This is a genomic window from Emticicia sp. 21SJ11W-3 (genome assembly GCF_024138715.1).
Taxonomy (GTDB): Bacteria; Bacteroidota; Bacteroidia; order Cytophagales; family Spirosomataceae; genus Emticicia; species Emticicia fluvialis.
The window spans coordinates 2,702,689-2,728,915 of the sequence record NZ_CP092074.1; the positions used below are offsets into that span (position 1 = coordinate 2,702,689).

The 26,227-nt window shown below is 39.0% G+C and carries 22 protein-coding genes, 1 tRNA gene and 1 other RNA gene; 5 read left to right on the forward strand and 19 right to left on the reverse strand.

Annotated elements, in window-relative coordinates; all coding sequences use genetic code 11:
• Positions 1-459: 459 nt before the first annotated feature.
• The 3 genes from MB380_RS11415 (at position 460) to MB380_RS11425 (ending at position 4,132) form a co-directional block, all read left to right on the forward strand.
• Positions 460-891, forward strand: a complete 432-nt coding sequence (locus MB380_RS11415; protein ID WP_101725985.1) for a helix-turn-helix transcriptional regulator — start codon at positions 460-462, stop codon at positions 889-891.
• 2,086 nt (positions 892-2,977) lie between these two features.
• Positions 2,978-3,748, forward strand: a complete 771-nt coding sequence (locus MB380_RS11420; protein WP_253522386.1) for a ParA family protein — start codon at positions 2,978-2,980, stop codon at positions 3,746-3,748.
• Positions 3,749-3,790: 42 nt separating this feature from the next.
• Complete coding sequence (locus tag MB380_RS11425) at positions 3,791-4,132, forward strand: hypothetical protein (RefSeq protein WP_253522388.1); 342 nt, start codon at positions 3,791-3,793, stop codon at positions 4,130-4,132.
• Between the two features lie 414 nt (positions 4,133-4,546).
• Here the strand turns inward: MB380_RS11425 and MB380_RS11430 are convergent, their stop codons facing one another.
• From MB380_RS11430 to rsmI, 15 genes are all read right to left on the reverse strand, one after another.
• Entirely contained in the window at positions 4,547-5,656 is a 1,110-nt protein-coding gene (locus MB380_RS11430; protein WP_253522390.1) for a lipopolysaccharide assembly protein LapB, read from the reverse strand.
• Between the two features lie 134 nt (positions 5,657-5,790).
• The gene (gene gyrA / locus MB380_RS11435; RefSeq protein ID WP_253522392.1) at positions 5,791-8,412 is read right to left on the reverse strand and encodes a DNA gyrase subunit A; all 2,622 of its coding nucleotides are present in this window, start codon (positions 8,410-8,412) and stop codon (positions 5,791-5,793) included.
• 300 nt (positions 8,413-8,712) lie between these two features.
• Positions 8,713-9,045 carry a YXWGXW repeat-containing protein gene (locus tag MB380_RS11440; protein WP_253522393.1) on the reverse strand — a complete coding sequence of 111 codons (333 nt, stop codon included), beginning with the start codon at positions 9,043-9,045 and terminating at the stop codon, positions 8,713-8,715.
• A complete protein-coding gene (locus MB380_RS11445) occupies positions 9,038-9,388 on the reverse strand; it encodes a hypothetical protein (protein WP_253522395.1) in 351 nt (116 codons plus the stop codon). Before MB380_RS11445 ends, MB380_RS11440 begins: the two co-directional genes overlap by 8 nt.
• A 25-nt stretch (positions 9,389-9,413) precedes the next feature.
• The gene (locus MB380_RS11450) at positions 9,414-9,749 is read right to left on the reverse strand and encodes a hypothetical protein (protein WP_253522398.1); all 336 of its coding nucleotides are present in this window, start codon (positions 9,747-9,749) and stop codon (positions 9,414-9,416) included.
• Between the two features lie 172 nt (positions 9,750-9,921).
• The gene (gene trmD, locus MB380_RS11455; RefSeq protein WP_253535563.1) at positions 9,922-10,596 is read right to left on the reverse strand and encodes a tRNA (guanosine(37)-N1)-methyltransferase TrmD; all 675 of its coding nucleotides are present in this window, start codon (positions 10,594-10,596) and stop codon (positions 9,922-9,924) included.
• A gap of 56 nt (positions 10,597-10,652) precedes the next feature.
• Positions 10,653-11,231, reverse strand: a complete 579-nt coding sequence (gene rimM / locus MB380_RS11460; protein ID WP_253522401.1) for a ribosome maturation factor RimM — start codon at positions 11,229-11,231, stop codon at positions 10,653-10,655.
• 77 nt (positions 11,232-11,308) lie between these two features.
• Complete coding sequence (locus tag MB380_RS11465; RefSeq protein WP_253522403.1) at positions 11,309-11,854, reverse strand: 30S ribosomal protein S16; 546 nt, start codon at positions 11,852-11,854, stop codon at positions 11,309-11,311.
• A gap of 141 nt (positions 11,855-11,995) precedes the next feature.
• Positions 11,996-12,389: RNase P RNA component class A (gene rnpB, locus MB380_RS11470), an RNA gene on the reverse strand.
• Positions 12,390-12,536: 147 nt separating this feature from the next.
• Entirely contained in the window at positions 12,537-13,946 is a 1,410-nt protein-coding gene (locus MB380_RS11475) for a DUF4403 family protein (RefSeq protein ID WP_253522405.1), read from the reverse strand.
• 68 nt (positions 13,947-14,014) lie between these two features.
• The gene (locus tag MB380_RS11480) at positions 14,015-15,013 is read right to left on the reverse strand and encodes a Smr/MutS family protein (RefSeq protein ID WP_253522407.1); all 999 of its coding nucleotides are present in this window, start codon (positions 15,011-15,013) and stop codon (positions 14,015-14,017) included.
• Positions 15,014-15,627: 614 nt separating this feature from the next.
• Positions 15,628-17,715 (reverse strand): vWA domain-containing protein, encoded by a 2,088-nt coding sequence (locus MB380_RS11485; RefSeq protein WP_253522409.1) that lies wholly within the window; start codon positions 17,713-17,715, stop codon positions 15,628-15,630.
• A 163-nt stretch (positions 17,716-17,878) separates the two neighbouring features.
• Positions 17,879-18,625: a 3-oxoacyl-[acyl-carrier-protein] reductase gene (fabG, locus tag MB380_RS11490; RefSeq protein WP_101725998.1), complete on the reverse strand. Its 747-nt coding sequence runs from the start codon at positions 18,623-18,625 to the stop codon at positions 17,879-17,881.
• 22 nt (positions 18,626-18,647) lie between these two features.
• Positions 18,648-19,574: a sterol desaturase family protein gene (locus tag MB380_RS11495; protein WP_253522411.1), complete on the reverse strand. Its 927-nt coding sequence runs from the start codon at positions 19,572-19,574 to the stop codon at positions 18,648-18,650.
• Between the two features lie 54 nt (positions 19,575-19,628).
• The gene (rsmI, locus tag MB380_RS11500) at positions 19,629-20,297 is read right to left on the reverse strand and encodes a 16S rRNA (cytidine(1402)-2'-O)-methyltransferase (RefSeq protein WP_253535565.1); all 669 of its coding nucleotides are present in this window, start codon (positions 20,295-20,297) and stop codon (positions 19,629-19,631) included.
• Between the two features lie 213 nt (positions 20,298-20,510).
• Between rsmI and MB380_RS21830 the strand changes: the two genes are divergently transcribed.
• On the forward strand, positions 20,511-20,645 hold the full coding sequence (locus tag MB380_RS21830; protein WP_256503987.1) for a hypothetical protein: 135 nt from the start codon (positions 20,511-20,513) through the stop codon (positions 20,643-20,645).
• Between the two features lie 1,108 nt (positions 20,646-21,753).
• On the opposite strand, the gene MB380_RS11505 is transcribed toward MB380_RS21830, so the two are convergent.
• Positions 21,754-21,990 carry a 4a-hydroxytetrahydrobiopterin dehydratase gene (locus tag MB380_RS11505; protein WP_253522412.1) on the reverse strand — a complete coding sequence of 79 codons (237 nt, stop codon included), beginning with the start codon at positions 21,988-21,990 and terminating at the stop codon, positions 21,754-21,756.
• A gap of 64 nt (positions 21,991-22,054) precedes the next feature.
• Positions 22,055-22,139 (reverse strand) — tRNA-Ser (locus MB380_RS11510).
• Between the two features lie 139 nt (positions 22,140-22,278).
• Between MB380_RS11510 and purL the strand changes: the two genes are divergently transcribed.
• The gene (gene purL, locus MB380_RS11515) at positions 22,279-24,525 is read left to right on the forward strand and encodes a phosphoribosylformylglycinamidine synthase subunit PurL (RefSeq protein ID WP_253522414.1); all 2,247 of its coding nucleotides are present in this window, start codon (positions 22,279-22,281) and stop codon (positions 24,523-24,525) included.
• 43 nt (positions 24,526-24,568) lie between these two features.
• Here purL and MB380_RS11520 read toward each other — a convergent pair whose 3' ends face one another.
• Both MB380_RS11520 and MB380_RS11525 read right to left on the reverse strand, forming a co-directional pair.
• Positions 24,569-25,333, reverse strand: a complete 765-nt coding sequence (locus MB380_RS11520; RefSeq protein ID WP_253522417.1) for a bifunctional 2-polyprenyl-6-hydroxyphenol methylase/3-demethylubiquinol 3-O-methyltransferase UbiG — start codon at positions 25,331-25,333, stop codon at positions 24,569-24,571.
• Positions 25,320-26,222 (reverse strand): glycosyltransferase family 2 protein, encoded by a 903-nt coding sequence (locus MB380_RS11525; protein ID WP_253522419.1) that lies wholly within the window; start codon positions 26,220-26,222, stop codon positions 25,320-25,322. Before MB380_RS11525 ends, MB380_RS11520 begins: the two co-directional genes overlap by 14 nt.
• Positions 26,223-26,227 lie beyond the last annotated feature (5 nt).

Genomic DNA, 26,227 nt, shown 5'->3' on the forward strand with positions numbered 1-26,227 from the left:
TATCTTCAATGATCATTTTAAAAAGCACGTAAATCTTTTACAAAGGTAGTTTACAAGATTTAACGCGCAAGCACTATTCTACATTTTTTCTTAACTATTTCTATACATTGTTAAATGTAAGATGAAATCGTCTCGTTACTCTGTCTTTCTATTACCAGTGGCACCCATCTGGTGAATTCATCTGCTTAAGATTTATATTTTCAATCTGTCTTTAAATACATTGTTAATCGTATATAAATCGTAAATTACATAATGTACTGATAAACAAGTATTTAAGCCATACAACAGACTAATAGTGAACGTGTTTACAATAGTCATTTAATTATCTACAAAAGAGCTTGGTTTGTATTTGTAAACTATTTATATTTGTACATAATAAGTTTAACATAGTTAATTTTACAACTTAAATTAGTTTACTATATTAAACATTTATGAATTACATTTATAAATTTACAGTTTATGAAATTAAACGAGAAGATACGCCGCTTTATTAATGACAAGGATTTAACTTCCACCAAGTTTGCTGATGAAATTGGAGTACCCAGGCCTAGCATTTCACACATTTTATCTGATAGAAATAAACCCAGCCTTGAAATTGTACAGAAAATATACAAAAGATACCCCGAACTGGGTTTTGACTGGTTTCTGGAAGACGAGGAAAATGAAGGACAGCAGCCCACACAAAACCTTAGTAATCAAGCTGTTATAGCGCAAAAAAAGCCAGTTAATGGTTCGCGAGATTTAAACGAAAGAAAAAGCACGGAAAATCCCCCGATGTATTCAAATCTCAACGGCTCTATTTTGCCCAATTTAGGCCACGGAAGCGTAGCAAGAATCATTGTTGTATATACTGATGGCTATACTCAGGTTTTTGAAGCCAGCAATGCCTGATAAATTTTAGAGCCAATTGGTAAACGGAATACAGAATATCATAAATGCCTGAAAGCTCAACCGCCTTAGGTACGACGTAAAGCCAAATTGGTTGCAGGCAGCTACAACTGAAGGCCAGGAAGATATATTTATACAGGTAGTACAAATGAATAGGAATCAGAAGTATCAGCCTGTATAAATGTATCAGAAAGATTAGTTGTAAAAAAAAGTACAGTTATAAAAAATATTACCAAAAGGTTAATCTGTGATAATAGTATGATTGGTAATAACCAGTTAAAAAGTTTCTTACTATTCAAATTGATTAATTAAATAAAAAGATACTACAGGTTAATTATAAATAAATAGTATTGTTCATTTAATTAGAATGGTTTTATTAATAATTACTTATCTTATTATTAAATTAAACCAGTAAGTAAATTCTAATTTAAAATTACTTACTATTACTTATTTAAAGTTTGAAGCGTATTATATTAAATATTAAAACAGTATTATTTAATAGACATAAAACAATTATATGTTTATTTAAAATAAAAACTTATAGACCAATAAACATGGTTTATACTTTATTTATTATTTAAACTTTACATACTAAATATTTTAAATACGTTGTTTTATACTTTCTGATTGTTTTAAATGTTATAAAATAAAAAAAAAGTATTTTTAGTATTATTAATTATTATACTAACTGATAAAACATAAAGATAATATTAGTATTAAAATAATAGAATAATATTATACTTAATAAATGGTTTAAAATTATTTATAGTATTCAATGAACTTTCTGCCCTTGAATTTATTGAGTTTTTGAAATGCAAAAATTTAATTGGCTTTTTCAAATCAAGCCTTACCACGAAGGTGCTTTAAGGTAACTTGTAAAGAATGAAGGAAGGCGTAATACAAGTAGCATTGCATTCAGACGCGGCTAAGTTTTACGAGTGTATTCATAAGCCCTGATTTATTACAACCTATAAGTTCTATAATGTAGGTAACTTACAGAGGCAACCCTGCTCTGTTTTAGAGCGGCCAGGCTTTTAGAAGTTAACAAAGCAAGGCAGGTAAACTAAATTAGTCCAAGTGCGTGTAAGGCAGGTTTTGTGCAGGTGTATTCTTGAATCTGTTGGGTTAAGAATCTCCGGCTAATCAATTAAGTTGTTTAGTGGTGAAGAACAAGCTGAATACCTTTTGCCAAAGTCGGCTCATTTAATTTACAGGTAAGAAAAATTTGAGATGTCGTTCAATCGCCAAAGGTTCTGGTTAAAGCTTAGCGTATGTGGGGGATCCAAAAGTAAAATGAACAACTGGTTAAATTCAATTTTCAGATTGCCAGAGCCAGGTCATTTAGGCGCTTTAAGATTTCTTGCCAGGTTTTAAAACTTCTGGTTTGCTGGTCGGTTTGCGGTGTACGAAACTTGAAAATTCAGGTCCTATCCTAAGTCTGGTTAAAACCAAGAAAAGTAGACCTGTTTTAAGGCCTCAAATAGCCGATTTAAGAAACTTTCAACCTTCAGGACGTATCAATGCCTAAACAACACGCAGAAATCTCCAGAAAGGCGCATTTTCTGTTTTTTAAATTTACCCTATACTAATAATACAAATACTACTTACTATTTTAAATATTCATTAATTACTATTTTAACTTTTAATACTTTTTATAAATTATTGTACTTTATTTAAATATAAAAAATTAATTAAATATTAGTAAGTATAATTAAATAGGTAAGTTTAAATTTTATATAATTATTTAAATCTAACAATATTAATAGAAGTATTTGTTATTATAAATAAGTATATAATGTTATATTTTTACTGAACATTTTATTTTATATTTACTAATGTTTTTTTTTGTATTTTATATAATTATAGAATTATTAGTTAATTGTATTAGTACAATATACTATTATGAATACTAAACTAAATGTACATATATAATTATTTAGTATTTATTTTACTTAAATAATTTATGTTTTACTTAAAACATTCTATACTTATCGTAAAGTAGTTATTATTAATAAAAGTTATTATTTTAGTATTGTTACTACGGTTGATTTGTTCTATATTGCCACACATTATTATTCTTATACAACCAATGACAATTAGTGTAGTAAACAACAAAGGGGGGGTAGGTAAGACTACATCAACCCAAAACCTTGGTGCCGCTTTCCAGAAGTTTGCAAACGCTCGTGTGCTTTTTATTGATCTTGATGGCCAGGCCAGTTTAACCAGGTGCTTTGGTATTCTGGAAACACAGGTAGGCAAAAACCATGTTGGTAATTATTTAAGTGGTGAGCTGCCATTTGAAAGTGTTGTGATTAATACTCCCATCGGCGACCTGCTGCCAAGTGCAGCCGAACTAAACACCAAAGAAGATGTAATTAAAGCATCACCGGTTTTTCCGTTCAACCTGAAACTGCTACTGGAGAAAATTAAAAAGAATTATGATTACATCATGATTGATTGTCCGCCCACACTTTCAGGGATGACAAGAATAGCGCTCATTGCCTGCGACCTTTACATGGTGCCACTGCAGGCAGAGTACCTGAGTTATGAAGGACTAAGAAATTTTTTATCGTATTCGTCAGAGCTGCAGTTAATAAGCCCTCAAACAAAATTAGGTGGTGTTTTTGCAACACGCTACAACCCGAGAATCAATAAGAAACTGAGCAACGAGATTATAGAAGCCACCAAAAAGCAATTAGGTGATTCGTTTTTTTCTACAACTATCAGAGACAACATTGCGATATCGGAAGCACAGGCAAGCGGACAGGATATTTTCTCGTACGCACCAGATAGCAACGGAGCAATGGATTATTATAAATTAACTAAGGAAATTCTAGACAGTTTCAACACAAATAATTAATAAGGTTTGCGTTATATACTGTTCAACTAAAATTTTAGAAAAATGGCAAAAAATAGAAATTTTACATTTGAAAGTTTAGTTCCAACCAAAAGTACTGAACAAGCCACAGGTACACCGGCTTCTGCACCAAACGGAAGCCAGCAGGCATTGATGGCATTGCAAGACAACGGGCCGTCGACCAAAGTTACATTCGATTGCCCGAATGAACTGGTTGAAACCATGAAAGATTACGGATATTGGGAAGGGATGTCGCAGAAAGATATAATCATTGAAGCGCTTGGTGTTTTCTTTGAAGAAAAGAAAATTAAAGAAAGACCAGAGAAAGTAAAAATGAGAAAGAAAGTTGGTAGAAAACCAAAGGCATTAAAGGCATTTCTTAGTTGAAATGCCTTTTTTTGTTTTTAATGAGAATTGAATACCTTCATAATATATCAGTACAAACCGAAATAGCCAATTCTCAGGCATATCAAGTTAAAGATGTATTTGTTATATAATTTATATTATGTTAAATAGTATTATTGAAAACACCCCTAAGTTACATACCTGAGCTGCGTGTTTATATTTATGTACTTCTTTCTCCATTATTATAGACTGCTAATTTTATATGGATCATTCAATGATTATTTGTCTATAAAACGGCAGATTCTGAAAGTTAAGGCTGTACCTGAGATTTGCATGAAAAAAATTTATTGTACATTGGTGCGGAATAATCAATTCTGAGCAAACCAATAAACCGTGCATAAAAAAAACCCTTAGACAACGCTAAGGGTTTTTACATATATTCAGTTCTGAAACTGTTTATTTTCTTTTAGAACATTGTTCAAGTACAGTTGTTAAACTGTTTAGGTTGTCTGTCAGGTCCTGATCTAACGCTTTACCTTCTTTTTCTCTTACAGATTTGCAAATATCAAAGTGAGGTTTTGCTTCGCCAAATTTGGCACAGGCTTTGTCTTCTACGGCTTTACCATTCTTCTGGTACTCTTTCATGTCCATTTTATCAACCTCTTTCTTGATTTCAACGGCCTGGTTGAAGTGAAACACACCCAGGTTGAAGTTACAATCGTAGTTGGTTGGGTCAATAGCCAATATTTTTTTGTACCAGCCAAGCGCTTCTTCTTTTTTACCGCCGTTATCGTAAAGAATAGCCAGGTTAAGCATATTATTTACATTTGTCGGGTCGGCTTCAATCAGTTTTTTCAACTCATTGATAGCTTCTTCAGAATTACCGCTAGACAACTGAAGGTTTACAAGTGTACCTTTCAAATCTTTGTCGCCAGGGTTTGACGCGATACCTTTTTTAAGTACTTCTACAGCTTTAGCTGTATTTTTTTCGTTTTTGTACACTTCAGATAAGCTGTAGAATACGGCTGCATCTTTACCACCTTGCTCAATAAACTTATTGAAATAGATTTTAGCGGCCTCGTTATCTTTAGCCAATTGCGCAACAATACCTGTGTACAAAGAAGCCGTAGTATCTTTAGGGCTTACTTCTGAGGCAATTCTGAATAATTTAAGTGCGCTTGTAAAGTTTTTACCGTTATAGAAACCAGCACCCTGCTGCATCAGTGCAGAATATATTTTCTGACTTGTAAGCGCTGCCTCAATTTCTTTGGTGCCTTTACCGCCGGCTTCTACTTCAAGTGCCTTTTTATAGGCATTATATGCTTTTTCTGATGCCATTGAGTCTTTTCCGCAGTTAATGGCCATGTCTTCATAAGCCGCGGCAAGCTTAACCCAGGTAGATGATTTTGCACCTTTTTTGGCATCCTGACTTGCTTTTTCTCCTTTGGCAATTTCGTCGGCTGCTGACTTACACTGCGCTTCTTTAAGTTGATTATCAAGTCCTGATTGTGCAAATACGCCTGCCGTAAACATAGATAAGACAGACACAAAAATGGTTTTTTTCATATTTCTGTTAATTTTTTAAAAATATTAAAATGCTTAGGGTTAGACAATTTAATTTCGCGAAAAATAGGGATTTTCAGGAAATTAACAAAGTATTAACATAAAAAGTAGACAACCCTCCTACTCTTTACCGGGCATTATTCGGCACTTTCTACTATTTCAGCGCCAGTGCCTTCTTCTTCCTCATCATCTTCTCTGATGATACGGGTTACAGAGGCAATATGGTCTGTTTCGTTAAGGCGGATAAGTCTTACACCCTGGGTATTACGGCCCATTACCCGGAGGTCGGCCACTTTACTGCGTATGGCAATACCGTTTTTGGTGATAATCATCAGATCGTCATCATCGGTTACTTCTTTAATGGCTACCAGCGCACCTGTTTTATCGGTGATATTCAGCGTTTTAACGCCCTTGGCACCTCTTGAGGTAATGCGGTAATCTTCAATATCAGAGCGTTTTCCGTAGCCTTTTTCTGATACCACCAGTAACTGGGTATCTGCTCTGGAAACACAAACCATACCGATGGCGCGGTCGCCTTCGTCTAAAGATATACCTCTTACACCGGTGGCTGTACGGCCCATCGGACGCGTACCTGACTCATGGAAACGCACTACTTTACCGTTTTTAGCAGCAATTACAATGTTGTTATCGCCGTTGGTAAGGGCAACATCCAGCAGGTTGTCGCCTTCGTTGATGTTGATAGCAATGATACCACCCTGACGCGGACGAGAATAGGCTTCCAGAAGGGTTTTCTTCACGGTACCTTCTTCGGTACACATCACGATATAATTATTGTTGATATAGTCTTCGTCGGTAAGTGTAGAAACGTTCAACACTGCCTGAATCTTATCGTCAGCTTCAATATTTATCAGGTTCTGTATGGCTCTTCCTTTGGCGGTTTTGCTGCCTTCCGGAACTTCAAAAACTCTGAGCCAGAATAATTTACCTTTTTTGGTGAAAAACAACAGGTAATTATGGTTGGTAGCTGCAAAAAGATGCTCGGTGTAATCTTCATCTTTGGTTTTTACACCTCTTGACCCGGTGCCACCCCTGCCCTGTGTGCGGTACTCCTGCAATGGTGTACGTTTAATATACCCCTGATGAGAGATAGTTACCAGCATTTCATCGTCAGGTATCATATCTTCAATGCTGAATTCACCGGCGGCCATTTCAATTTTAGAGCGTCTTTCGTCGCCGTATCTGGCTTTCAGTTCAGCCAACTCATCTTTGATGATGTTGCGTTTTCTTTCTTCCGAACCTAGGATATCACGTAAGTCAAGAATGATATTTTTAATTTCATCAAATTCGGCAGTTATCTTGTCTCTTTCCAGACCTACCAAACGTTGCAAACGCATATCCAGAATGGCTTTTGCCTGCACTTCGCTCAGAATATTGCCTGTTTCGGCAGCTTCAGAATTAAAGGCATCAACAATCTGCAGGCGCTGAAGACCAACCGTCAGGAATTCCTGTCTTTGTTCGGGTGTCATGAAATCACCTTTCATCAAGCCTGTCCTGGCTTCGTCGGCGTCTCTTGAACCACGGATAAAGCTAATAACAGCATCAATGTAATCAAGAGCTATTAACAAGCCGACTAATATATGTGCACGTTTTTCGGCTTCTTTTAAATCGTATTGCGTACGTCTGGTTACAATTTCAAGCCTATGCTCTACGTAGTACTTAATCATGTCTTTCAGATTGAGCGTAACCGGACGGCCTTTAACCAGCGCCACGTTATTGATACTGAAAGATGATTGAAGCTGCGTATATTTATAAAGGTTATTAAGAACCACGTTTGGTACGGCATCTTTACGGAGGTCATAAACGATGCGCATCCCTTCACGGTCTGACTCATCTCTGATGTCTGAAATGCCCTCGATTTTCTTTTCGTTGATGAGCTGAGCGGTTTTCTCAATCATCATGGCCTTATTGACCATATACGGAATCTCGGTTACTACAATCTGGTCTTTACCTGTTTTAGAGACCTCGAAATTGGCTACAGAACGCAGAACGATACGGCCGCGACCGGTTTCAAAAGCTGATTTTACACCGCTGTAACCATAAATAATGGCTCCGGTCGGGAAATCGGGCGCTTTAACAAACTGCATCAGTTCTTCAACCGTAATATCGTTGTTATCAATATAAGCAGTTATACCATCTGCAACCTCAGTAAGGTTGTGAGGGGCCATGTTAGTGGCCATACCTACGGCAATACCTGCCGAACCATTCAATAATAAATTAGGTATTTTACCCGGCATTACTGATGGCTCTTCTAACGAATCGTCAAAGTTGGGCTGAAAATCAACTGTTTCTTTGTTGATATCTGCCAGTAGTTCTTCAGCTATTCTTTTCAGACGGGCCTCAGTATAACGCATAGCTGCGGGTGAGTCGCCGTCTATTGAACCAAAGTTACCTTGTCCGTCAACCAATGTGTAGCGTAACGACCATTCCTGAGCCATACGCACCATGGTGTCATAAACCGAGCTGTCTCCATGCGGGTGATATTTACCCAACACCTCTCCTACAATACGAGCCGATTTTTTATAAGGGCGGTTGTGATATACACCCAGTTCTGCCATTCCGTATAAAACCCGGCGATGAACCGGTTTTAGTCCGTCTCTAACATCAGGCAAGGCACGCGAAATAATAACCGACATTGAATAATCAATGTAGGCGCCGCGCATTTCGTCTTCGATGTTGATTGGGATAATTGTGCCGTTGTTGGAAGATTCTGGGATTAGATTTTCTGTTTCCTCAGCCATTAGCCTTAAGATTTACTTTTTTTAGTAGAATAAATATGACTATTTAGATATTTTTTTGCACTATTTTTAATAGTAATATTACAAATTTAATAAAATATGCACAAATAAACAAATTCAATAGTCTATTAATATCAGCCAGGTGTATGTAGTAACATATTTTTTTAACTCTGCGGTACCTGTAAATTTTTTAAGAACTACCAGGCCAGCGGTGTTGCTATACGTAAACAACAAAAAAGGCTCAAAAACCGTATTCTGCCTGGCAGAAAAAGGAATATGAGCCTTATTTTTTGAATGATTGAATTACCGCCGCCAATGACCTTTTTTGTAGATGTATCCACGGGGTGATTGCACATACCGGCCCTGAACCCAAACTTTTCTGTAACGCGGAGCCTGACGGTAGTGACCATTGCGCCATACGTAAGTGCCACCACGGGCTACATAATGACCGGGAATCCAGACGTAACTGGGCACAGGTGGCCCGGGGGCAACCTCAACCACAGCAGGTGGCGGAGGGGTGGTAATAATTTCGCCCGAACAACTGAGACCAGCCAGTGCCAAAGGAATTAATACCCCGAAAAGCACCAGTTCTTTCAGTATTTTCATTAAACTCTGTTTGTTAATATACTTATTCATTGTCTCTGACATCGCTTTGAGATTCTTCAAGATCAGTATGATTGTCGCCTCCCAGGCTATAATAATTATTTTCTTCGTCTTCTTTTCCAATGGCCTCGTCGGCATCATCAAGCTCTGCACCGGGCACATCCAGGTCATCACCAGAGGCCTCAGAGGTGCCATCTGCTTCGTTCCACGCCAGACGGTCAATTTCATTGGGCGCTTTGTCTTGCGTTGGGTTTTCCGGGTCTAGTGTTTCTTCTTTTATACCTCTGGCATAAATATCTTCTGAGGCCGGATACTTCGGATACTCGGGAAACTGCACCTCTTCTTCTTCTGGTTTGGGTTGTTGGTTTGCTTCCATTGCGCTGGCATTTGGTTTAATTTGGTTACAATAACAATATCAGAAGTAGAATTACGATTAACGCACCCGCCGAGATATAAACACCTCCGCCAAGCTCGGCCATTTGTGTTTTAAGCGCTTTTACTTCTTTGCGTAATGCTTTTTTCTCATGCGTTGTCATGCTTTTCTTATCCATTGCCTTAATTTCTTCCAGCCGTGCCATTATAGCCTTGGCTTCAGCTGATTCGAGTTTTTCAGCTTTTACTGTTTCAACTTTGGCCGCATCTTTTACCGGGGTTTCAGTAGCTGCCATACTGGCTTGTGTACTGATAAAGAAAGTAAGAATTAGTGAAGCAAGAGGTACAAAAACTTTTCGTTTCATGGCTGTAAAATGTTTTTAAGTGAGCAATAAACCTTCGCTAAGGTTTAGCCCAAAAAAATACACCACCTGAAAGAATGCAATTTTTGACTATAATTAGTATGAAGAATGTAGATTTTTTTACTCAGGCGAGAACCTGGGTAAGCCCTGATGCCCATGCCAGCAGAAGGCTACCTTAATTTAGCAGGTCAGGGCGGCGCTGTTGGGTACGTTTAATAGATTGTTCAAGGCGCCAGTCGTTAATTTTTTTCTCATGGCCCGAAAGCAGCACATCCGGCACTTTCATGCCTTCAAATTCTGCCGGTCTGGTATATACCGGCGGTGCCAGCAGGTTATCCTGAAAAGAATCGGTCAATGCTGAGGTTTCATCATTTAATACACCGGGTATGAGCCTGATGATGGCATCTGATACAACAGCGGCGGGTAATTCGCCACCTGATAAGACGTAATCGCCGATTGATATTTCTTTGGTAATGAAATGTTCGCGCACGCGCTCGTCAATGCCTTTGTAGTGCCCGCACAGAATAATGAGGTTGTGTGTCATTGAAAGCCTGTTGGCCGTTTTCTGGTCGAACACATCGCCGTCTGGTGTCATATAAATAACTTCGTCATAGGCTCTACCCGACTGCAAATGGCGAATACATTTGGCAATAGGCTCAATACCTAACACCATACCTGCTCCGCCACCAAACGCGTAATCGTCTACCTGGCGGTGTTTGTTTTCAGAGTAGTCGCGCAGGTCATGGATATGCACTTCGGCATGCCCGGCTTCTCTTGCCCGCTTCAATATTGAGTGGTCAAAATAACTGTCTAGCAAACGGGGTACGCATGATATAATATCAATACGAATACCGCTGTTTTCAGTAGTGCCTGTATGTGCCTGTGTAGTGTTTTCCATTTTAATTATCAGGATGCTTCTGGCTCGTCGTCGTCTTCATCGTCGGGCTGTAGGTTGCTATTGTCCAGATAAACCTCCATTAGCCCCTCCGGCAAATGCGTGTACAACTCTTTTTTGTCGCGGTCAACTGTCTTTACTATGTCGTCATTAATCGGAATCAGTATTTCTGTGCCTTCATAATGCATAGCTATGAGGTCCTGGCGGTCTGATGTATACACAGCCAGAACTTTGCCCAGTTTACCTTTTACGTTGTCTACTACCGTGAAATCGATAATCTCATGGTAATAAAACTGGTCGTTGTCTTCCAGCTCAGGCAGGTTGTCTTCCGGCAGATAAATATCACAGTTTACGAGTTTTTGCGCCTCTTCTATGGTATCTATGTCTTCAAACTTGATGATAGACTTGGCAGGTCTAATCTGGATTTCTTCTACAAAATGAGGCACCAGCTCTCCTTTTATTTCAAGCAGAACAGAATCAAGCTCTTCGTAGTCTTCAGGATAATCAACATCAAGCCAGATGGCCAGTTCGCCTTTCAGACCATGAGTTTTGGTTATTTTACCTAATAAATAGCAATCCTCTTTTGTCATAACATTTTTGATTCAATATAAAAATCCCCGCTTTTGGGCGAGGATTTTTTATAATTTCGTTAGATGGAATCTCCGAATTATGCTTCTGCTGATTCTTCAGTTGCTTCTGTTGCAGGCGCTTCTTCTTCAGCAGGGGCTGCTGCAGCGGCGGCAGCTGCTTCAGCGTCAGCAATAACTTTTTGCTGAGCGGCTTCCATATCAGCGCGTTTTTTACGTTCTGCTTCAAATGCTGCTTTTTTAGCTGCATCTTTGCCTTCAGAAAGTTTGGCAATTCTTGATTCGCGGTTTTCTTGTCTTTCTTTAGACCAAGACTCGAAACGAGCATCTGCTACATCCTGAGTAATGGCTCCTTTATTTACACCAATCTGAAGGTGTTTTTTAAGCAATATACCTTTTACTGACAAGATTTTACGGGTGGTATCGGTTGGTTCTGCACCTACCATTAACCAGTAAAGGGCTCTCTCATCTTTCAATATGATGCCCGCAGGGGTAGATTGAGGATTGTACTGACCTAATTTCTCGATAAATTTACCATCACGTGGTGAACGAGCGTCAGCTACTACGATGTCATACAATGGAGCTTTTTTGCGTCCTCTTTTTGCTAATCTGATTTTAACTGCCATTTTTTTCTGTTTTAATGGGGAACCCGTCCCCTTTGCGCATTTTTTGGACTGCAAAATTATAAAAAATCCTTACGAAATCAAAGTTTCATAAGGATTTTTTATGACCAATGCCTATTTTAACATTATAAAGTATCTTAAGAAGAAAAAAGCGAACCTGTAAGCCGAATTCTGTCTTTAACATTTCTGCTAAAGTCTTATCATTTATCTGGAACAACAGTTGCCTGCTGCTTCTATCAACCTACCCTCCGACTCGAGCGAGCAGCCCTTAAGCTATCTTTGCAGATGGCTGTGTCGGTTTATTTGGTCTTTCAGTTCATGAGGTTTACCATGCCCTGTCTGTCACCAGACAAGCGGTAGGCTCTTACCCTACCTTTTCACCCTTACCTTGCGGCGGTATATTTTCTGCGGCACTGGCTGTAGGCAATCAGTCGCCCGATTCCCCCCTACCCGTTAGGTAGCATGATGCTCTGCACTGTTCGGACTTTCCTCAACTCTTCGGTTTGCACCTTGTAGCAGCGATAAGACGGCCCGCTTTTTTCTACACACAAAGGTAGAAACTCCCCTGCTGGCAAACAATATTTAAAAAAAATATTCTTATTTCGGTGGCTGGGTCATTAGCAGTTTCCCGACTCATTAAACTTCGCCAAAAATAAACTAATTAATTTTTATGCGATACGCCACCTTACATTCCGTCTACCTTCAATTCTACTTTTCCTTTAGCAACAACCACTGCAACAATGCTTGACGGTGTCAGATAAACTTTATCTGGCGTTACGCTTTCAATCTTTCCGGCCAGCTTCACTCCTTTTTTGTACTCGGTGTTCATGGCAGACTCAACGTTTTGTTTGGCATAAGCGAGCAGCTCATCTATTGGCAGGCCATATTGTTCTTCAATCATTTTCACCATTTTGCCTTCTAACAGCCACGATGCCGCCCTGGCCAGTATATTCTTGGTTTTGATATCAAACTGGGTATTGCTCAACACTATGCTTTTTCTGGCCGGGCTGTAAACCGGGATACCCTTTATGTATATAGTGCCTTTCAGTTTGCCTTTTATCATGGCCTTTATAACCAGATACTCGTCACTACCGTAAATATCAAGATCGGTTACTTCTATTTTATACTTACCGTCTTTGAAATCATACACCTGGCCTACAAACATTTTTTTGGCAATGGCGGCAGCTTCTGTAAATGGCACGTCGCTCATTAACCCCACCTGAAAATCGTTTGGTATGCTCTGCACCAGTTTCAGATTAGGTATAGTGCTTACAGAAAACGGAGCGAATGGCTTTTCGCCGGTAATGGTTTCGGTGTAAGCCTTTAAACCAAGCACCGACCTTACGTTTCTTCCGGCGGTTACCAGTGGGGTCATCAGCACCTCAAGCGGCGTTATTTTAACCCAGGTCCGGTATTCTGCCGACACCTGATACGGTTGCAGGGCGGCGTTCCATGCCTGTATAACATAAGGCTTGATTGACAGATTTTTGGCAACGGCATCATCTATTGAGCGCGCAAAACCTGACTGATTGTTATCTATTATTTTACCGATAATGAAATCTATCGGAATATCTATACCCAGGTTAACTTTAGGCTTGGTAATCCACTGGTAGCCGTTAGGCGATGTTGAGGTCTGAACGGCCCAGTCTGGCCTGATGGTAAACCTTGTTGAGAACTTCATGTTGATTTCAAACTCAACAGGAATGTACTTTTTGAAGCCAAAGGCGCCGATACCCTGCTCTGCCCATACTTTCAGCGGAACCGTGAAATCAAAAACATCATTGGTGGCTGCTGTAATAATAATATTAGATTTTTTCCAGACCTTACATTTAAAGTCGTCATTATTATTATCAGTATAGCTGTTATCTTCGTAAATAAGCCCGGAGATACTGGCATTGATTTGCTTTTCGATGTCGGCCATCGAAATATTAAATGGTATGCTGATATTAGATAAGACTTTTTCCACTTTTACTGAATCTTGCAGGTATTTTTCTACCGGGGCTTCGGGTTCTGCCGTTTTTTGGGCAACGGCTTCATGATTTGAATACAAAAGTGCGCTTACAAACAAACAACAGACAATTGTTAGCTTCTTCATAGGGTATTGTTAATTGTACTTTTTTGAGCAAAACGTTTTTGACAACGAAAAAATTATGAGGTTTAAATCTATTTTATCTTAATGCGGGTGGCGCCATAACCAAATTTTTCTTTCTGGGCGTCTTCAAACCACGCCACATTCTTATGGCCTGATAACCGGCGTTGAATTTCCTGCCTTAAAACACCGTTACCCACACCGTGTATAAACGTTATATCGTCCATACCGCTGGCTATGGCTTGTTCAAACTTGCTCAGAAAAGTATTCATCTGCAGCTCAAGCATCTCGGCGTTGTTGAGTGTCCTATGGTTTTTGGTAAGCTGCTCTATGTGTAAATCTACCATTGGCGCAGGCTTTTCGTAGGTTTTAGGCAATGTCTCAACCGACTTCTGGGCCATCATGCTTTCTTTTAGCTTGTTGGCATCTATTACCAGCTTGGGCTGAGGTTCTGCTTTTTCTGTGGGTATGGCTTCTGCGTCGTCGCTGTCAAGCTGGTACAAATACGATTCTCTTTCAAGAATGGGTGTTTTATTTTTATGATTAGGCCAGGTGTTGGCTCTGATTCTTAGCTTTTTAAACAAAGGCGGGCGCTCATCAAACGGCCCATTGTTAAAATAAAGCACTCTGATAGAGAAACTTCCCCAGGTTTCCATATCTTTAATCAACAAATCAAGGCTTGATTTCTGATAACTTTTTGCATTAATTAAGCCACCTGCCAGGCCTACATGTATGCGGTCTGTGGTTAATGTAAGCGCAAAGGGCAGGTCCCAGTCTGTATTATTAACAATATTAACAGATACTTCTTTTTCGTTAACCGGCACAAATGCCAGAAAAATACCTTTGTCGGCCTTAATGGTGGGTTTGGTTTCTTTGGGTTTGTTAACTGCCGCAACGGGTGCAGGTTTAAAAAACTGTGTTTCTGTTTTTGATACAACGGCCAGTTCTCTCTTTAAAACCGGCAATTTAAAGCCGGCTTCAATTTCTACCTCAACAACGTTATCTTTTAAAAATCTGGTTATGATGCCTTCTTCTTTCGAATGTAATAATCTTACCTTGTCTCCTATATTCATACTTGCTTATAATTAATTAAACGCCATGCTGATTGCAAAATAATACGACAAACTCTATAACAGCATTATTAAAGAAATAATTTCAAAGAATTTACAAAATTGAACGCATTTCTCTCGGAAAAATACTATTTCCTTCAAGCTTGGTATCTTTTAATTATGCAAAAAAATACTTGCCGGAAACGCAGTTAAAAAGACTGATTCCGGGCATAAAAGCACAACAAAAAGTACCGAATAGTGAAAATACTAAATCTGATACAAATCTAAACAAAACTTCGTTTTATAATTTCCTATTTCATGAAACAAGAAGTTAATCTAATAAGGGTCAACAAACATCTCATTTAAAAAATTGAAGCGGTTGTCATGCCTGATAAAGATATTTGAATGCTGCATTTGAAGCCGGTGCTGAAGCCATTAATGCCGAATAGATAGTGCCGGAATTGAAAAGGTTGAACAGCGATTAGACTAAAAAAAATACAATACACTAAGCATGACTGGTATAAATAAAATACAACACCTCACTAAAAATGACAAAACAGGAGAAAAACCTCCTGTTTTTGAAATTTAATTTTCGCTAATAAGTTATATAAATCATTTATTACGAATAAACCAGGTTTTTAGTAAGTACCCAGATACTTGCGCGACACCCACTCTACACTGGCCAGAGCCAGCAGCAAAAAGAACACCCATTTTAGATTAATGAACTCATTCATTTCTTCAATACTACTTATTTTATCGGGACTTTGGTTAGTTGATAAATACTCAGTCAGGTTATTTAAGCGGCCTGCTTCATAAAATTTACCCTTGTTTTGCTGCGCCAGCGTGCGCAGTAAATTAAAGTCGGCGGTATGGGTGAGGTCTTCTAAGTCGGTATTTTGTACTACAAACTGGCCGCTTACTTCTTCGCTCTTGCCTAGTACCTGCGTTGCGGCCTTGTAGCGGTAAACGCCTTCGCCCAGGCCTGAAATTTCAAAACGGGTGTTGTCCTGGCTGATGGTATAGTTATAGCTTTTGGTAGCGCCTTTTTCATCGGTTATTTCCAGTCTGATGCTCTGGTTATATATCCGCTCGTAGATATCGTTATAGGCTTCATTTTCAAATACAACTTTTTCATCTACCGAAAACTCTCTTGACACCGGATACACCCTCAGTTTACGTTTATCGTCTTTTATAGAAATCAGTTGCAGGGTTTTCATAAATACCTCGTCTACAATTTCCTGCTTGTCGGTCAGGGCAAACTCTTCCAAACGCCATTGCCAGATGCCCTCAGCCGTTAAAACAGCCGATTTGCGTGCATTAGCAGTATTGGCAATCAGCAGCGGTTTAGGTGTAACCACTGCCCCTACACGTTGGTAAAGAATAATTTCACTGCCGGTTCCTGCCCGGTATTCGCCAAATGGCGCCAGAAGAGGCGGTAATTTTTCAAGAATACTCAGTTTATCGCCATCCAGATTAAAAAGGTTAAAGCTACTGTTAAATTTTGCGCTCACTTTATCTGCCCTTCCTGCCTGCGCCAGAATGCTAAGCGTTTGCTGTATGCCATTAAAACCAGCAATATTGGATTGATTACCCAGAATAAACAAAGTGGGCTTTGCCTGCGCCATCAGGCGGTTCAGCAGGTTACCGCCTGCACCGTAGAGGTCTGGTAACTGGTGGAGAATGAGCACATCAAATGGCTGGGTGCCAATTTCATTAATATTATCGCTCTGAAGTACCTTTACTGTTAGTTCATACAGCTCATTTTTCTCTATTATGGCCCTGATAGCCTTAATATCGGGGTGCGGAGCCAATGCCACCAGAAGAATTTTCTCTTTGCCGTCTACTACATCTATGTACACATCGCGGGCGTTGTTTCTGACAGTAAATTCTCCATTGAGCGGCACCATTTCAATTGTATAGCGCTGCAAGCCTTTTTGTTCTGCATTGCCATAAAAAGTTATCTGTTTCAGGTCGGTGTGCATATCAAAACTTACTGTTTGGCGGTCTATTATTTTTCCTCCGTGTTTCAGCAGAACCGAGGTTGTTTTACCTGTATACCCATAACTTGAAATTTCAGCCTGCACAGGAAACTTATTGCCCAGATAAGCGATCCGGTTGGCATAGATGGCGTTCAGCTTCACATCTCTTCTCAGGGTGGTATCACCTAAGCCAATGGTATGTACGTTAAAATTATACTTGCCATAGGTAGGCGAAACACCCGAATTGGCTATTCCATCAGACACCAGTATTACATCTGTCAGGTTTCGGCCTTCATAATTATTCTTTATACCGGCCAGTAAGCCAGATAAATCGGTAGTTTTTTCGTTAAATTTTAAAGAATTGATGTCGTCGTTTAATTCAGTTTCACTCAATGTTTTAATCTCTACATTATTACCCTTGCTTTCAATTGCCTTTATCAGTTTCTGCAGATTGTCTTTCAGCGCATTTATTTTTTCTTCGCCGCCTTTAGCCATTGAGGCAGAGTTATCAACTGCCAGCACCACGGTAGGTTTCTCAATGCTTGTTTTATTGCTTCTCAACAGCGGGTTTACAAGTAAAAAAGCAAGCAGGGCAACCAGAATACCCCTGGCGACGGCCAAAAGCCGGTTTTGAAGCGTTGTAAAGTTTGATTTTTTCTGATAAAGTAGAAAGCTATATATACCACCTGCCAGTAAGCAAAGTAAGATAAACCAAGGAGAAGACTGAAAGATTAGTTCGGATTTCATAAACCCCGGCCCCATTCATAAACGGGAAATTCTTGTTAAAAAATGATACTACTAAAACAACACCATTGGTGGATAATTATTTTGCCAAGATACAAAAAAATATCGTCAGGGACTATGTAAAACATCCCTGACGATACAAACTATAATTGATTATAAATGCGGCTTACATCAGCATACCGCCATCGACCTGTAATACCTGGCCTGTAACGTATTTTGACATGTCAGACGCCAGAAACACGCAGGCATTGGCCACTTCTTCTCCCTGGCCGGCACGTTTTAATGGTATATTTTTCAACCAGTCTTCCAATGCTTTTTCGTTCAGTTCGCCGGTCATTTCGGTTTCAATGAAACCAGGTGCAATGGCATTTGAACGGATATTTCTTGAACCCAGCTCTTTAGCTATTGATTTTGTAAAACCAATGATACCCGCTTTTGAGGCAGCGTAATTAGACTGGCCAGCGTTACCCATTAAGCCAACTACAGAGGTTACGTTGATAATTGAACCCTGTTTGGCACGCATCATAGGCTTGGTTGCAGCTTTGGTAAGGTTGAAAACCGACTTCAGGTTTACACGCAACACTTCATCCCATTGGTCTTCAGACATTCGCATTAAAAGTGTATCACGCGTAATACCCGCATTATTTACTACAATATCTAGTGTTCCGAAGTCGGCCACTACATCGTTAACCAGTTGCTCAGCTGCCTGGTAGTCTGAGGCATCAGAGCGGTACCCTTTGGCCTTTATTCCATAAGCTGCCAGTTCGGCTTCTAAAGCCTGGCCTTTCTCAACGCTAGACAAGTAAGTAAAGGCTATATTTGCACCTTGTTCTGCGAACTTTTTGGCGATTTCTCGCCCAATTCCTCGCGAAGCACCGGTTATCAGGGCTATTTTGTTCTCAAGTAATTTCATGTATGATTAGATAATTAATGAATTAAGTGTTCTGTGTCTTTTCTTTTTCAAGATCTGCTCTTAGTTCCTTACTGGTTTTGGTGCTGCCGTCATGCGACCAACCCGGGGGCTTATACATATATTTGAGCTTTGTTGTAAAATTAAGTGGTTTTCTGAGGTCTTTAAAGAGTTTTACCCACTCATGAAACACAATATTGACGGCATTCCGGTTTTCTAAAGGTGAAACCAGACCATATTTAATAGGCAAATCGTCTATTTCTTCTTGAAAAGTACCAAACATTCTGTCCCAGATGGTAAGACACATACCCATGTTTTTATCAAGATACTCTATATTGGAAGCATGATGAACCCGGTGCTGAGAAGGTGTTACAATTACGTATTCTAATAATATCCAGGGCATTTTACGAAACTTTGGTATGTAACTGGTATGCACCAGAATACCGTAAATCTGGGTGATTGAATACATAACGGCGATGTCGGCCACCTTGAATCCGAATAGCGACAACGGTAAAAAATAAATGAACCTGTAAAGCGGCTGAAACACCGATGAACGAAAGCCCACCGTTAAATTAAACTGCTCTGACGAATGGTGTGTAACATGAGCCGCCCAGAAAAACCTTGAGTGATGATCAACATAGTGCAACACATAAAACACAAAATCTTCAGCAATAAAAAGTAAGCCCCAGTAAAGAAACGGATTCTGGATTTCAAAAAACCGGTATTGAAACGCCCAGGCCAATATGAGCCACGTAATACCCCTTGACAGCAAATCTATACCTCCGTTCAATAACATGAGGTAAATATTAGTTAGGGTATCTTTAACAGTATAAAACCTGCGGTCCTGAATATTGCTGAGAATGATTTCCCCAAGAATCAAAACCGTATATAAAGGGGTAGAAAAGATGATAATTATCTGCTCAACAGTAAACGCTTTAAGACTCTCGAACATAAAACAAACAATTAAAACTAAATAAATAGAAGCCACAGGCCTCATAAATTGGTATTAGCTGCAACCCTGCACTACAATAACTATCTCACCTTTAATGCTTCGGGTTGCAAAATTAGCAATAATTTCCGACAAAGTACCTCTCACGGTTTCTTCATACATCTTCGTGATTTCTCTGGAAACACTGGCCTGACGCTCTGCGCCAAAATATTCAACGAAGTTTTCCAAGGTTTTAAGCAACCTAAACGGCGACTCATAAAAAATCATGGTTCTTTCTTCTGTAACGAGCGATTTGAGGCGTGTCTGCCGCCCTTTTTTTACCGGAAGAAAACCCTCAAAGGTGAATCTGTCGCAAGGTAAACCAGAATTTACCAGAGCAGGTACAAAAGCGGTGGCTCCGGGCAGGCAATCCACCTCAATTCCGTTCCGTATACATTCTCTTACCAACAAAAAGCCTGGGTCTGAAATGGCGGGAGTTCCGGCATCAGAAACCAGCACTATCTTCTCGCCTTTTTTTAATCTTTCTACAATTTTACCTATCGTCTGGTGCTCATTAAAGGCATGATGGCTCTGCAGCGGTTTGGAGATGCCCAGATGCTTAAGCAAAAAACCAGTATTTCTGGTATCTTCTGACAATATTAAATCAGCGTCTTTCAGTACATTAATGGCTCTTAATGTAATATCTTCAAGGTTTCCTATCGGTGTTGGAACAAGAACGAGCTTCACTATACTTTTTTTCACAAAAGTAAGCAATTAGGTACTTAACTGGAAGTGTATTGATAATTAAAAGCGCATTAATACAGATCTGTACCAGCATTAAGAATAAAAAGTGATGAAACCTGAATCATTCACTTAATATCTTTCTTTCAAAAATTTCTGAAAATACTTGACATATAATATTTATATACATATATTTGAGAAACAATAAACCTAAAGTCCATGATTCTAGCAGCCATAGCATTTGCAGTCGGAGGTTTAATGATGACCAAAATGCGCGAAACTAACGAGCTTTACGCCCCAAAAGGATATATGATGAGCCTTCAGTCACGCCCGAGAAGTGCTTTTTCGTATTGATAAATAGCCTGAAAAAATAAGATATTGTGCAAGTTTAATTATCAACTCACCTGTCTTTTTTGAATATTTTTGCTTTTTTTAACTAAAATCTACTTCAATTGGCATTATTTCGGGATAAAATTATCCGCAAGCCGACCAAAGTTTTTTTTAGTTCTTGTATTGTTGAAGTATTTTGAGAAATTTGAACTGACTAAACGTGCTAAAACTATGTTACTACTTACTATCGCATCGCTGGCATTTGGTGGTTTTTTAATGACCCGAATGAATGAGGAGAAAGAAATGTATGCTCCTAAAGGTTACTTAGCAAGCTTACAGAGTCGCCCTCGTACTTATTCAACAGCGTGGTAATTTCTGTTTTTTTTTGATTTCCGTTGCTTCAAGTGTGTTAATATACATTTGTTGATATTGATATGACATATCGGTTACATAAATTTTCTTTCATTTTGTAAGAAATGTTATTTTATGTGCCTCAATATACAGCACCTGCTTTGTTTACAGAGTTGCTTGTTTTCTATTGTGCATTATAAAACTTAAATAATCAATTCATTTCTGATAGTCGTTTTGCTTTTTTTAGCAAATCACTTTTGGCCTTTATTCTGTTGTCCGCTGTTTACTCTATACTTCTATTTCGACTGTAATGCAATCGGAAAAATCATGATGGCCTTTTGAGCAATGATGATTTTGAAATTTCTATGCCTATTCTCTCCTGCCTGCCAGATTTCATTTGAAGCGTAATTTAAATTACAAAATGGTTTAGAAATACACAAAAACAGTCTTTTCAAGCTGTATTAACCCACAAACTCCAAATAAGCACTTTCAGGATTTTTTTATCCTATTTTTTACCTTTTTATACTTATAATTGAATCAACAGGTTATATGTGGCTTTCTTAGAAAGCCAAAAATTGAAGATTCTGGCTATTTTCTGCAATTGTAAGCGATTTTTATTTGGGCTGAGAATTAAATATACTGCACTATGCATTAACTCAGTGCAAAATATTCAATTCTCAGGCGGTATAAATTTAAAACCTGAGAACAATTTTTTAAAAAAAATAACCATTCTATAAAAAGCGAATAGGTGCGTTATATGCACCTATTAAACTATCATTATCTATTTACTTACCAATTCTTCAATGTCTTTGGCCAGGTCGTAGTCTTTTCCTGTTACTATATTTCCGGCATCATGGGTCGATAAAGAAATGTTTACTTTGTTCCAGGAATTTGACCAGTCGGGGTGATGCCCGTGTACTTCAGCCAGCATGGCTACTCTTGTCATAAAAGCAAAGGCCTCTGAAAAATCTTTGAACTGAAAAGTTTTTGTCAGTTTATTGTTTTCTTCTTTCCACATAGCTTTTTGTGTTTTGGTATGAAATTTAATAACAAAAAAGCCGAATCAAATGATTCGGCTTCCGCAGAGAGAGAGGGATTCGAACCCCCGGACCTTTAACAGTCAACGGTTTTCAAGACCGCCGCATTCGACCACTCTGCCATCTCTCTGTGTCTCTCAATTGTTTTGCAAAGATACGGCTTTAAGATATAAATGTCAATGCCTGATGAAATAATTTTTCATTTTTTTTTCCTTTCACAAGCCCCCGAAAAAACGTAAATTTGTAAAAAATATACGAATCTTCTTTTTGTGGAAACAATCGAACAACTTCCAACTTTCGAAACCGCCAAGAAACTTGGCCTATTGCCCGAAGAATTTGAAAAGATAAAACAAATTTTAGGACGCACTCCCAACTTTACTGAGCTATCAATTTTCTCGGTTATGTGGTCAGAGCACTGTTCATACAAAAATTCAATTGTATGGTTGAAAACTCTTCCGCGCGATTCTGACCGTATGCTGGCAAAAGCCGGTGAAGAAAATGCAGGCCTTGTTGATATTGGTGATGGCCTTGCTTGTAGTTTCAAAATTGAATCTCATAATCACCCATCTGCGCTTGAACCTTATCAGGGGGCAGCAACCGGAGTGGGTGGTATCAATCGCGACATCTTTACTATGGGTGCCCGTCCGATTGCGCAGCTTAACTCACTACGGTTTGGCAATATCAATTCGCCCAAAACGCAACGTTTGTTGAAGGGTGTAGTAAAAGGTATTGGTGATTACGGTAACGCTTTCGGGATTCCGACAGTAGGTGGTGAAATCTACTTTGATGATTGCTACAATACCAATCCATTGGTAAATGCTTTCTCTGCCGGAATAGTTGAAGTGGGCAAACAGGCATCGGCTACCTCTTATGGTGTAGGTAACCCTGTTTTCATTGTTGGTTCTGCCACTGGTAAGGATGGAATACACGGAGCCACTTTTGCTTCTGAAGATATTACTGATAAATCAACCGAGAAACTTCCGGCTGTTCAGGTAGGAGACCCATTCATGGAAAAACTTCTTTTGGAAGCTACCCTTGAAATCATCAACACCGGATATGTAATTGGTATACAGGATATGGGTGCTGCGGGTATCATCTGCTCAACTTCTGAAATGAGCGCTAAAGGTGAACACGGCATGATTATAGATCTTGATAAAGTACCAACCCGCCAGGCCAATATGCACGGATGGGAAATTCTACTTTCGGAGTCTCAGGAGCGTATGCTGGTTGTGGTTGAAAAAGGCAAAGAAGATTTAATAAAAGGCATATTTGATAAATGGGATTTGCACTGCGCACAAATTGGTGAAGTAACAGATACCCAGCGATTGCATTTTTACCAACACGGTAAATTAATTGCTGATGTACCAGCAGAAGATTTAGTGTTAGGTGGCGGCGCGCCACAATATCATAGAGAGTATCGCGAGCCGGCCTATTACCAGGAGTTCAAAAAATTTGATATCCAATCGGTAGCAGATATTCAGGATAAAGCTGAACTGGTTAAAGTGGCTGAGCACTTGTTATCTCACCCGAACATCTGTTCAAGAAAATGGATAACTGAACAATATGACTCAACCGTTGGTACCGCAAACCGCAGCACCAATCGTCCGTCTGATGCCGCAGTGGTAAGATTGCGGATTCCGGAAAAAGGAGAATTGAGTAAATCAATTGTTATTACGGTAGACTGTAACGGAAGATACGTAAATGCAGACCCGGAAGTTGGTTGCCAGATTGCCGTTTCTGAAGCAGCCCGGAATATTGTTTGCACCGGAGGCGAGCCATTGGCCATTACCAACAACCTTAACTTTGGTAACCCATACAACCCAGAGGTGTACTGGCAATTTGTAGGAGCCATTAAAGGGATGAGCAAAGCCTGCCTGAAATTTAAGACACCGGTTACTGGTGGTAATGTAAGTTTTTACAATCAGAGCTCAGACGATGGCCCGGTGTTTCCGACACCAACCATAGGTATGCTAGGTTTGATGGAAAGCTCGGAGAATCACATGACCCTGAATTTTAAAAATGCAGGCGACCTGATATATCTGGTTGGAGAATCGAAAGATGACATTGCCTCGTCTGAGTATCTTTACTCATACCGTGGCGTTAAGGCTTCTCCTGCTCCGGCCTTTGATCTGGATACAGAATATAATTTGCAGGATGCCGTGAAAGAATTAATTATCAGCAAACTGGTTGAGTCGGTTCATGACTTATCAGATGGAGGGCTGTTCATTGCTTTGGCCGAATCATCATTCCCGAACGAACTTGGTTTCAAAATTAAAACCGACGCACAGTTCAGAACTGATGCCTTCCTTTTTGGTGAAGCACAAAGCCGGGTTGTGGTTTCTGTGAAAGCATCACAACAAGAGGCTTTTGAGAATTTGCTAAAAAATAAAAATGTTAATTTCTCTCAGTTGGGTGAAGTGTCAGACGGTAGCTTCATTATAGATAATGAAGTGGTTATCACTACCAAAACAGCCAAAAACATTTATGATAATGTAATTGGAAAAATAATGAACTAAGTATAATGGCTAATAAAAAATAAAGACCTCTTTACGGAGGTCTTTATTTTTTTACCATGATTAAAAAAAGAGAGCTTCCAAAAATACCCCTCCTGAATAGCTGTTCTTCCAACTTTACTATTTTGTATAAAGCGTTGTTTAAAAAATTTCCTGGCACACTTACATCAGACTTAATGTCGGTTCTGTCAATCAGATTAAATTTTAACTGAAACTGCTGCAGCAACCTTACTCCTAAAATGAGCGGCGACAATAAGAGGCTCCAATAAGTATGATGAATAATTTTCAGATTTGTAGGTAGTAAATATTTTTCAAAGTCTGATTTTGTGAATCGCTTTACCCCTCCTACTGCCTTATCATGCGTGCCATAAAAAATCTGAAACGCATTGTTGTTTGAAATCAGTATTCCTTCAGGCTTAAGTTTTCGTTCCATATTTTTTATAGCCTTTACAATTACTTCATCTTCAAACTGGTAAAGCACATCATCATTAATGATAACATCAAAACTTGCATCTGCAAATTCAGTATTAAAATCTGTAAGGTCAATTTTCTGAACATTCAGTTTTCGTTCTTTACAGAAATCAACGGCATCGTCAGAAAAATCAAAACCTTCAATATTCACATAACCGTGCTTAATCAGCAATTGCATCAGGCCACCTGTACCACAACCGGCATCAAGAATTTTTATTTTTTTGTTATCAGCAAATTTGCTGCTAATGGTATTTAGAATTTTTTCGTGCAGAATTTTATACCACCAAAGTTGGCCTTCGGCTTCATACATTATCTGGTATTCTTGTCTACTGCTTAGCATTTAGCGAATTGTATTTTTCAACATACTGAGGTGTTCCGTTTTGGGTCAGGAAAAATTTACCTATGTACTCGCCTACTATTCCCAACACACTTATCTGAATACCACTAAAAAAACACAAAGCAGCCAAACCCCAACCATGAAGCACATTGGTAAAAAACAAAATGAAGAGCAGCACCGACAGAGAGGTTAGAATAAGACCTGTGGCCTGAACAAACCTGATAGGCAGATTTGAATAACCAAAAACGATTATCATAAAAAGCCGGACAAGTTTTTTTACTGTGTAGTTTGACTCTCCCTCCAGTCTGTCGTTATGTTCAACCTGTACACTGCTTACCCGGTTAGTTGTTCTAAAAACCAAAGCATCAATATATGGGTAAGGACCTTTGTACTTAACAATTTCGGTAATCAGGTCTTTGCTCATCAACTTGAAACTTGACAAGTATAAATCCTGTGGCTTATGTATAAGCCAGGTGGTAATCCGGTTAACTACCCAGCTTCCGATGTTCCGTACCACGTGATGCTTCTTGGTTGCATAATAACTATACACTACATCGTAATCTCCTTCCTGTGCTTTAGTTAATAATTTTAAAATTTCTGAAGGCGGATTCTGGAAGTCATCATCAATTATAACGGTATAATTTCCATTCGCATAATTCAATCCGCACATGACAGCGTTGAACTCACCAAAATTTTTCCGGAGTGAAATAAAATGAACCTTTTCATAAACTTCCGCCAACCCAAGGCAAACCTTTTCAGAATTATCTGGGCTGCCATCATTAACCAGAATGATATTAAAATCAAGATGCTTTAGTTCATCATGCAATTTGGCTACGAGTTTTGCAATCGTTTTTTCACCTCTATAGACAGGTATTACCACCGACAAAAGCATAATGT

Coding starts and splice junctions, on each gene's coding strand:
- gyrA (WP_253522392.1), bottom strand. CDS start 8,412: ATGGCTGAGGAAACAGAAAATCTAATCCCAGAATCTTCCAACAACGGC.
- MB380_RS11415 (WP_101725985.1), top strand. CDS start 460: ATGAAATTAAACGAGAAGATACGCCGCTTTATTAATGACAAGGATTTA.
- MB380_RS11495 (WP_253522411.1), bottom strand. CDS start 19,574: ATGTTCGAGAGTCTTAAAGCGTTTACTGTTGAGCAGATAATTATCATC.
- MB380_RS11445 (WP_253522395.1), bottom strand. CDS start 9,388: ATGGAAGCAAACCAACAACCCAAACCAGAAGAAGAAGAGGTGCAGTTT.
- MB380_RS11520 (WP_253522417.1), bottom strand. CDS start 25,333: ATGCTAAGCAGTAGACAAGAATACCAGATAATGTATGAAGCCGAAGGC.
- MB380_RS11430 (WP_253522390.1), bottom strand. CDS start 5,656: ATGAAAAAAACCATTTTTGTGTCTGTCTTATCTATGTTTACGGCAGGC.
- MB380_RS11525 (WP_253522419.1), bottom strand. CDS start 26,222: ATGCTTTTGTCGGTGGTAATACCTGTCTATAGAGGTGAAAAAACGATT.
- MB380_RS11440 (WP_253522393.1), bottom strand. CDS start 9,045: ATGAATAAGTATATTAACAAACAGAGTTTAATGAAAATACTGAAAGAA.
- MB380_RS11485 (WP_253522409.1), bottom strand. CDS start 17,715: ATGAAATCCGAACTAATCTTTCAGTCTTCTCCTTGGTTTATCTTACTT.
- rimM (WP_253522401.1), bottom strand. CDS start 11,231: ATGACAAAAGAGGATTGCTATTTATTAGGTAAAATAACCAAAACTCAT.
- MB380_RS11420 (WP_253522386.1), top strand. CDS start 2,978: ATGACAATTAGTGTAGTAAACAACAAAGGGGGGGTAGGTAAGACTACA.
- MB380_RS11425 (WP_253522388.1), top strand. CDS start 3,791: ATGGCAAAAAATAGAAATTTTACATTTGAAAGTTTAGTTCCAACCAAA.
- fabG (WP_101725998.1), bottom strand. CDS start 18,625: ATGAAATTACTTGAGAACAAAATAGCCCTGATAACCGGTGCTTCGCGA.
- MB380_RS11480 (WP_253522407.1), bottom strand. CDS start 15,013: ATGAATATAGGAGACAAGGTAAGATTATTACATTCGAAAGAAGAAGGC.
- MB380_RS11475 (WP_253522405.1), bottom strand. CDS start 13,946: ATGAAGAAGCTAACAATTGTCTGTTGTTTGTTTGTAAGCGCACTTTTG.
- MB380_RS21830 (WP_256503987.1), top strand. CDS start 20,511: ATGATTCTAGCAGCCATAGCATTTGCAGTCGGAGGTTTAATGATGACC.
- MB380_RS11450 (WP_253522398.1), bottom strand. CDS start 9,749: ATGAAACGAAAAGTTTTTGTACCTCTTGCTTCACTAATTCTTACTTTC.
- MB380_RS11505 (WP_253522412.1), bottom strand. CDS start 21,990: ATGTGGAAAGAAGAAAACAATAAACTGACAAAAACTTTTCAGTTCAAA.
- MB380_RS11465 (WP_253522403.1), bottom strand. CDS start 11,854: ATGGCAGTTAAAATCAGATTAGCAAAAAGAGGACGCAAAAAAGCTCCA.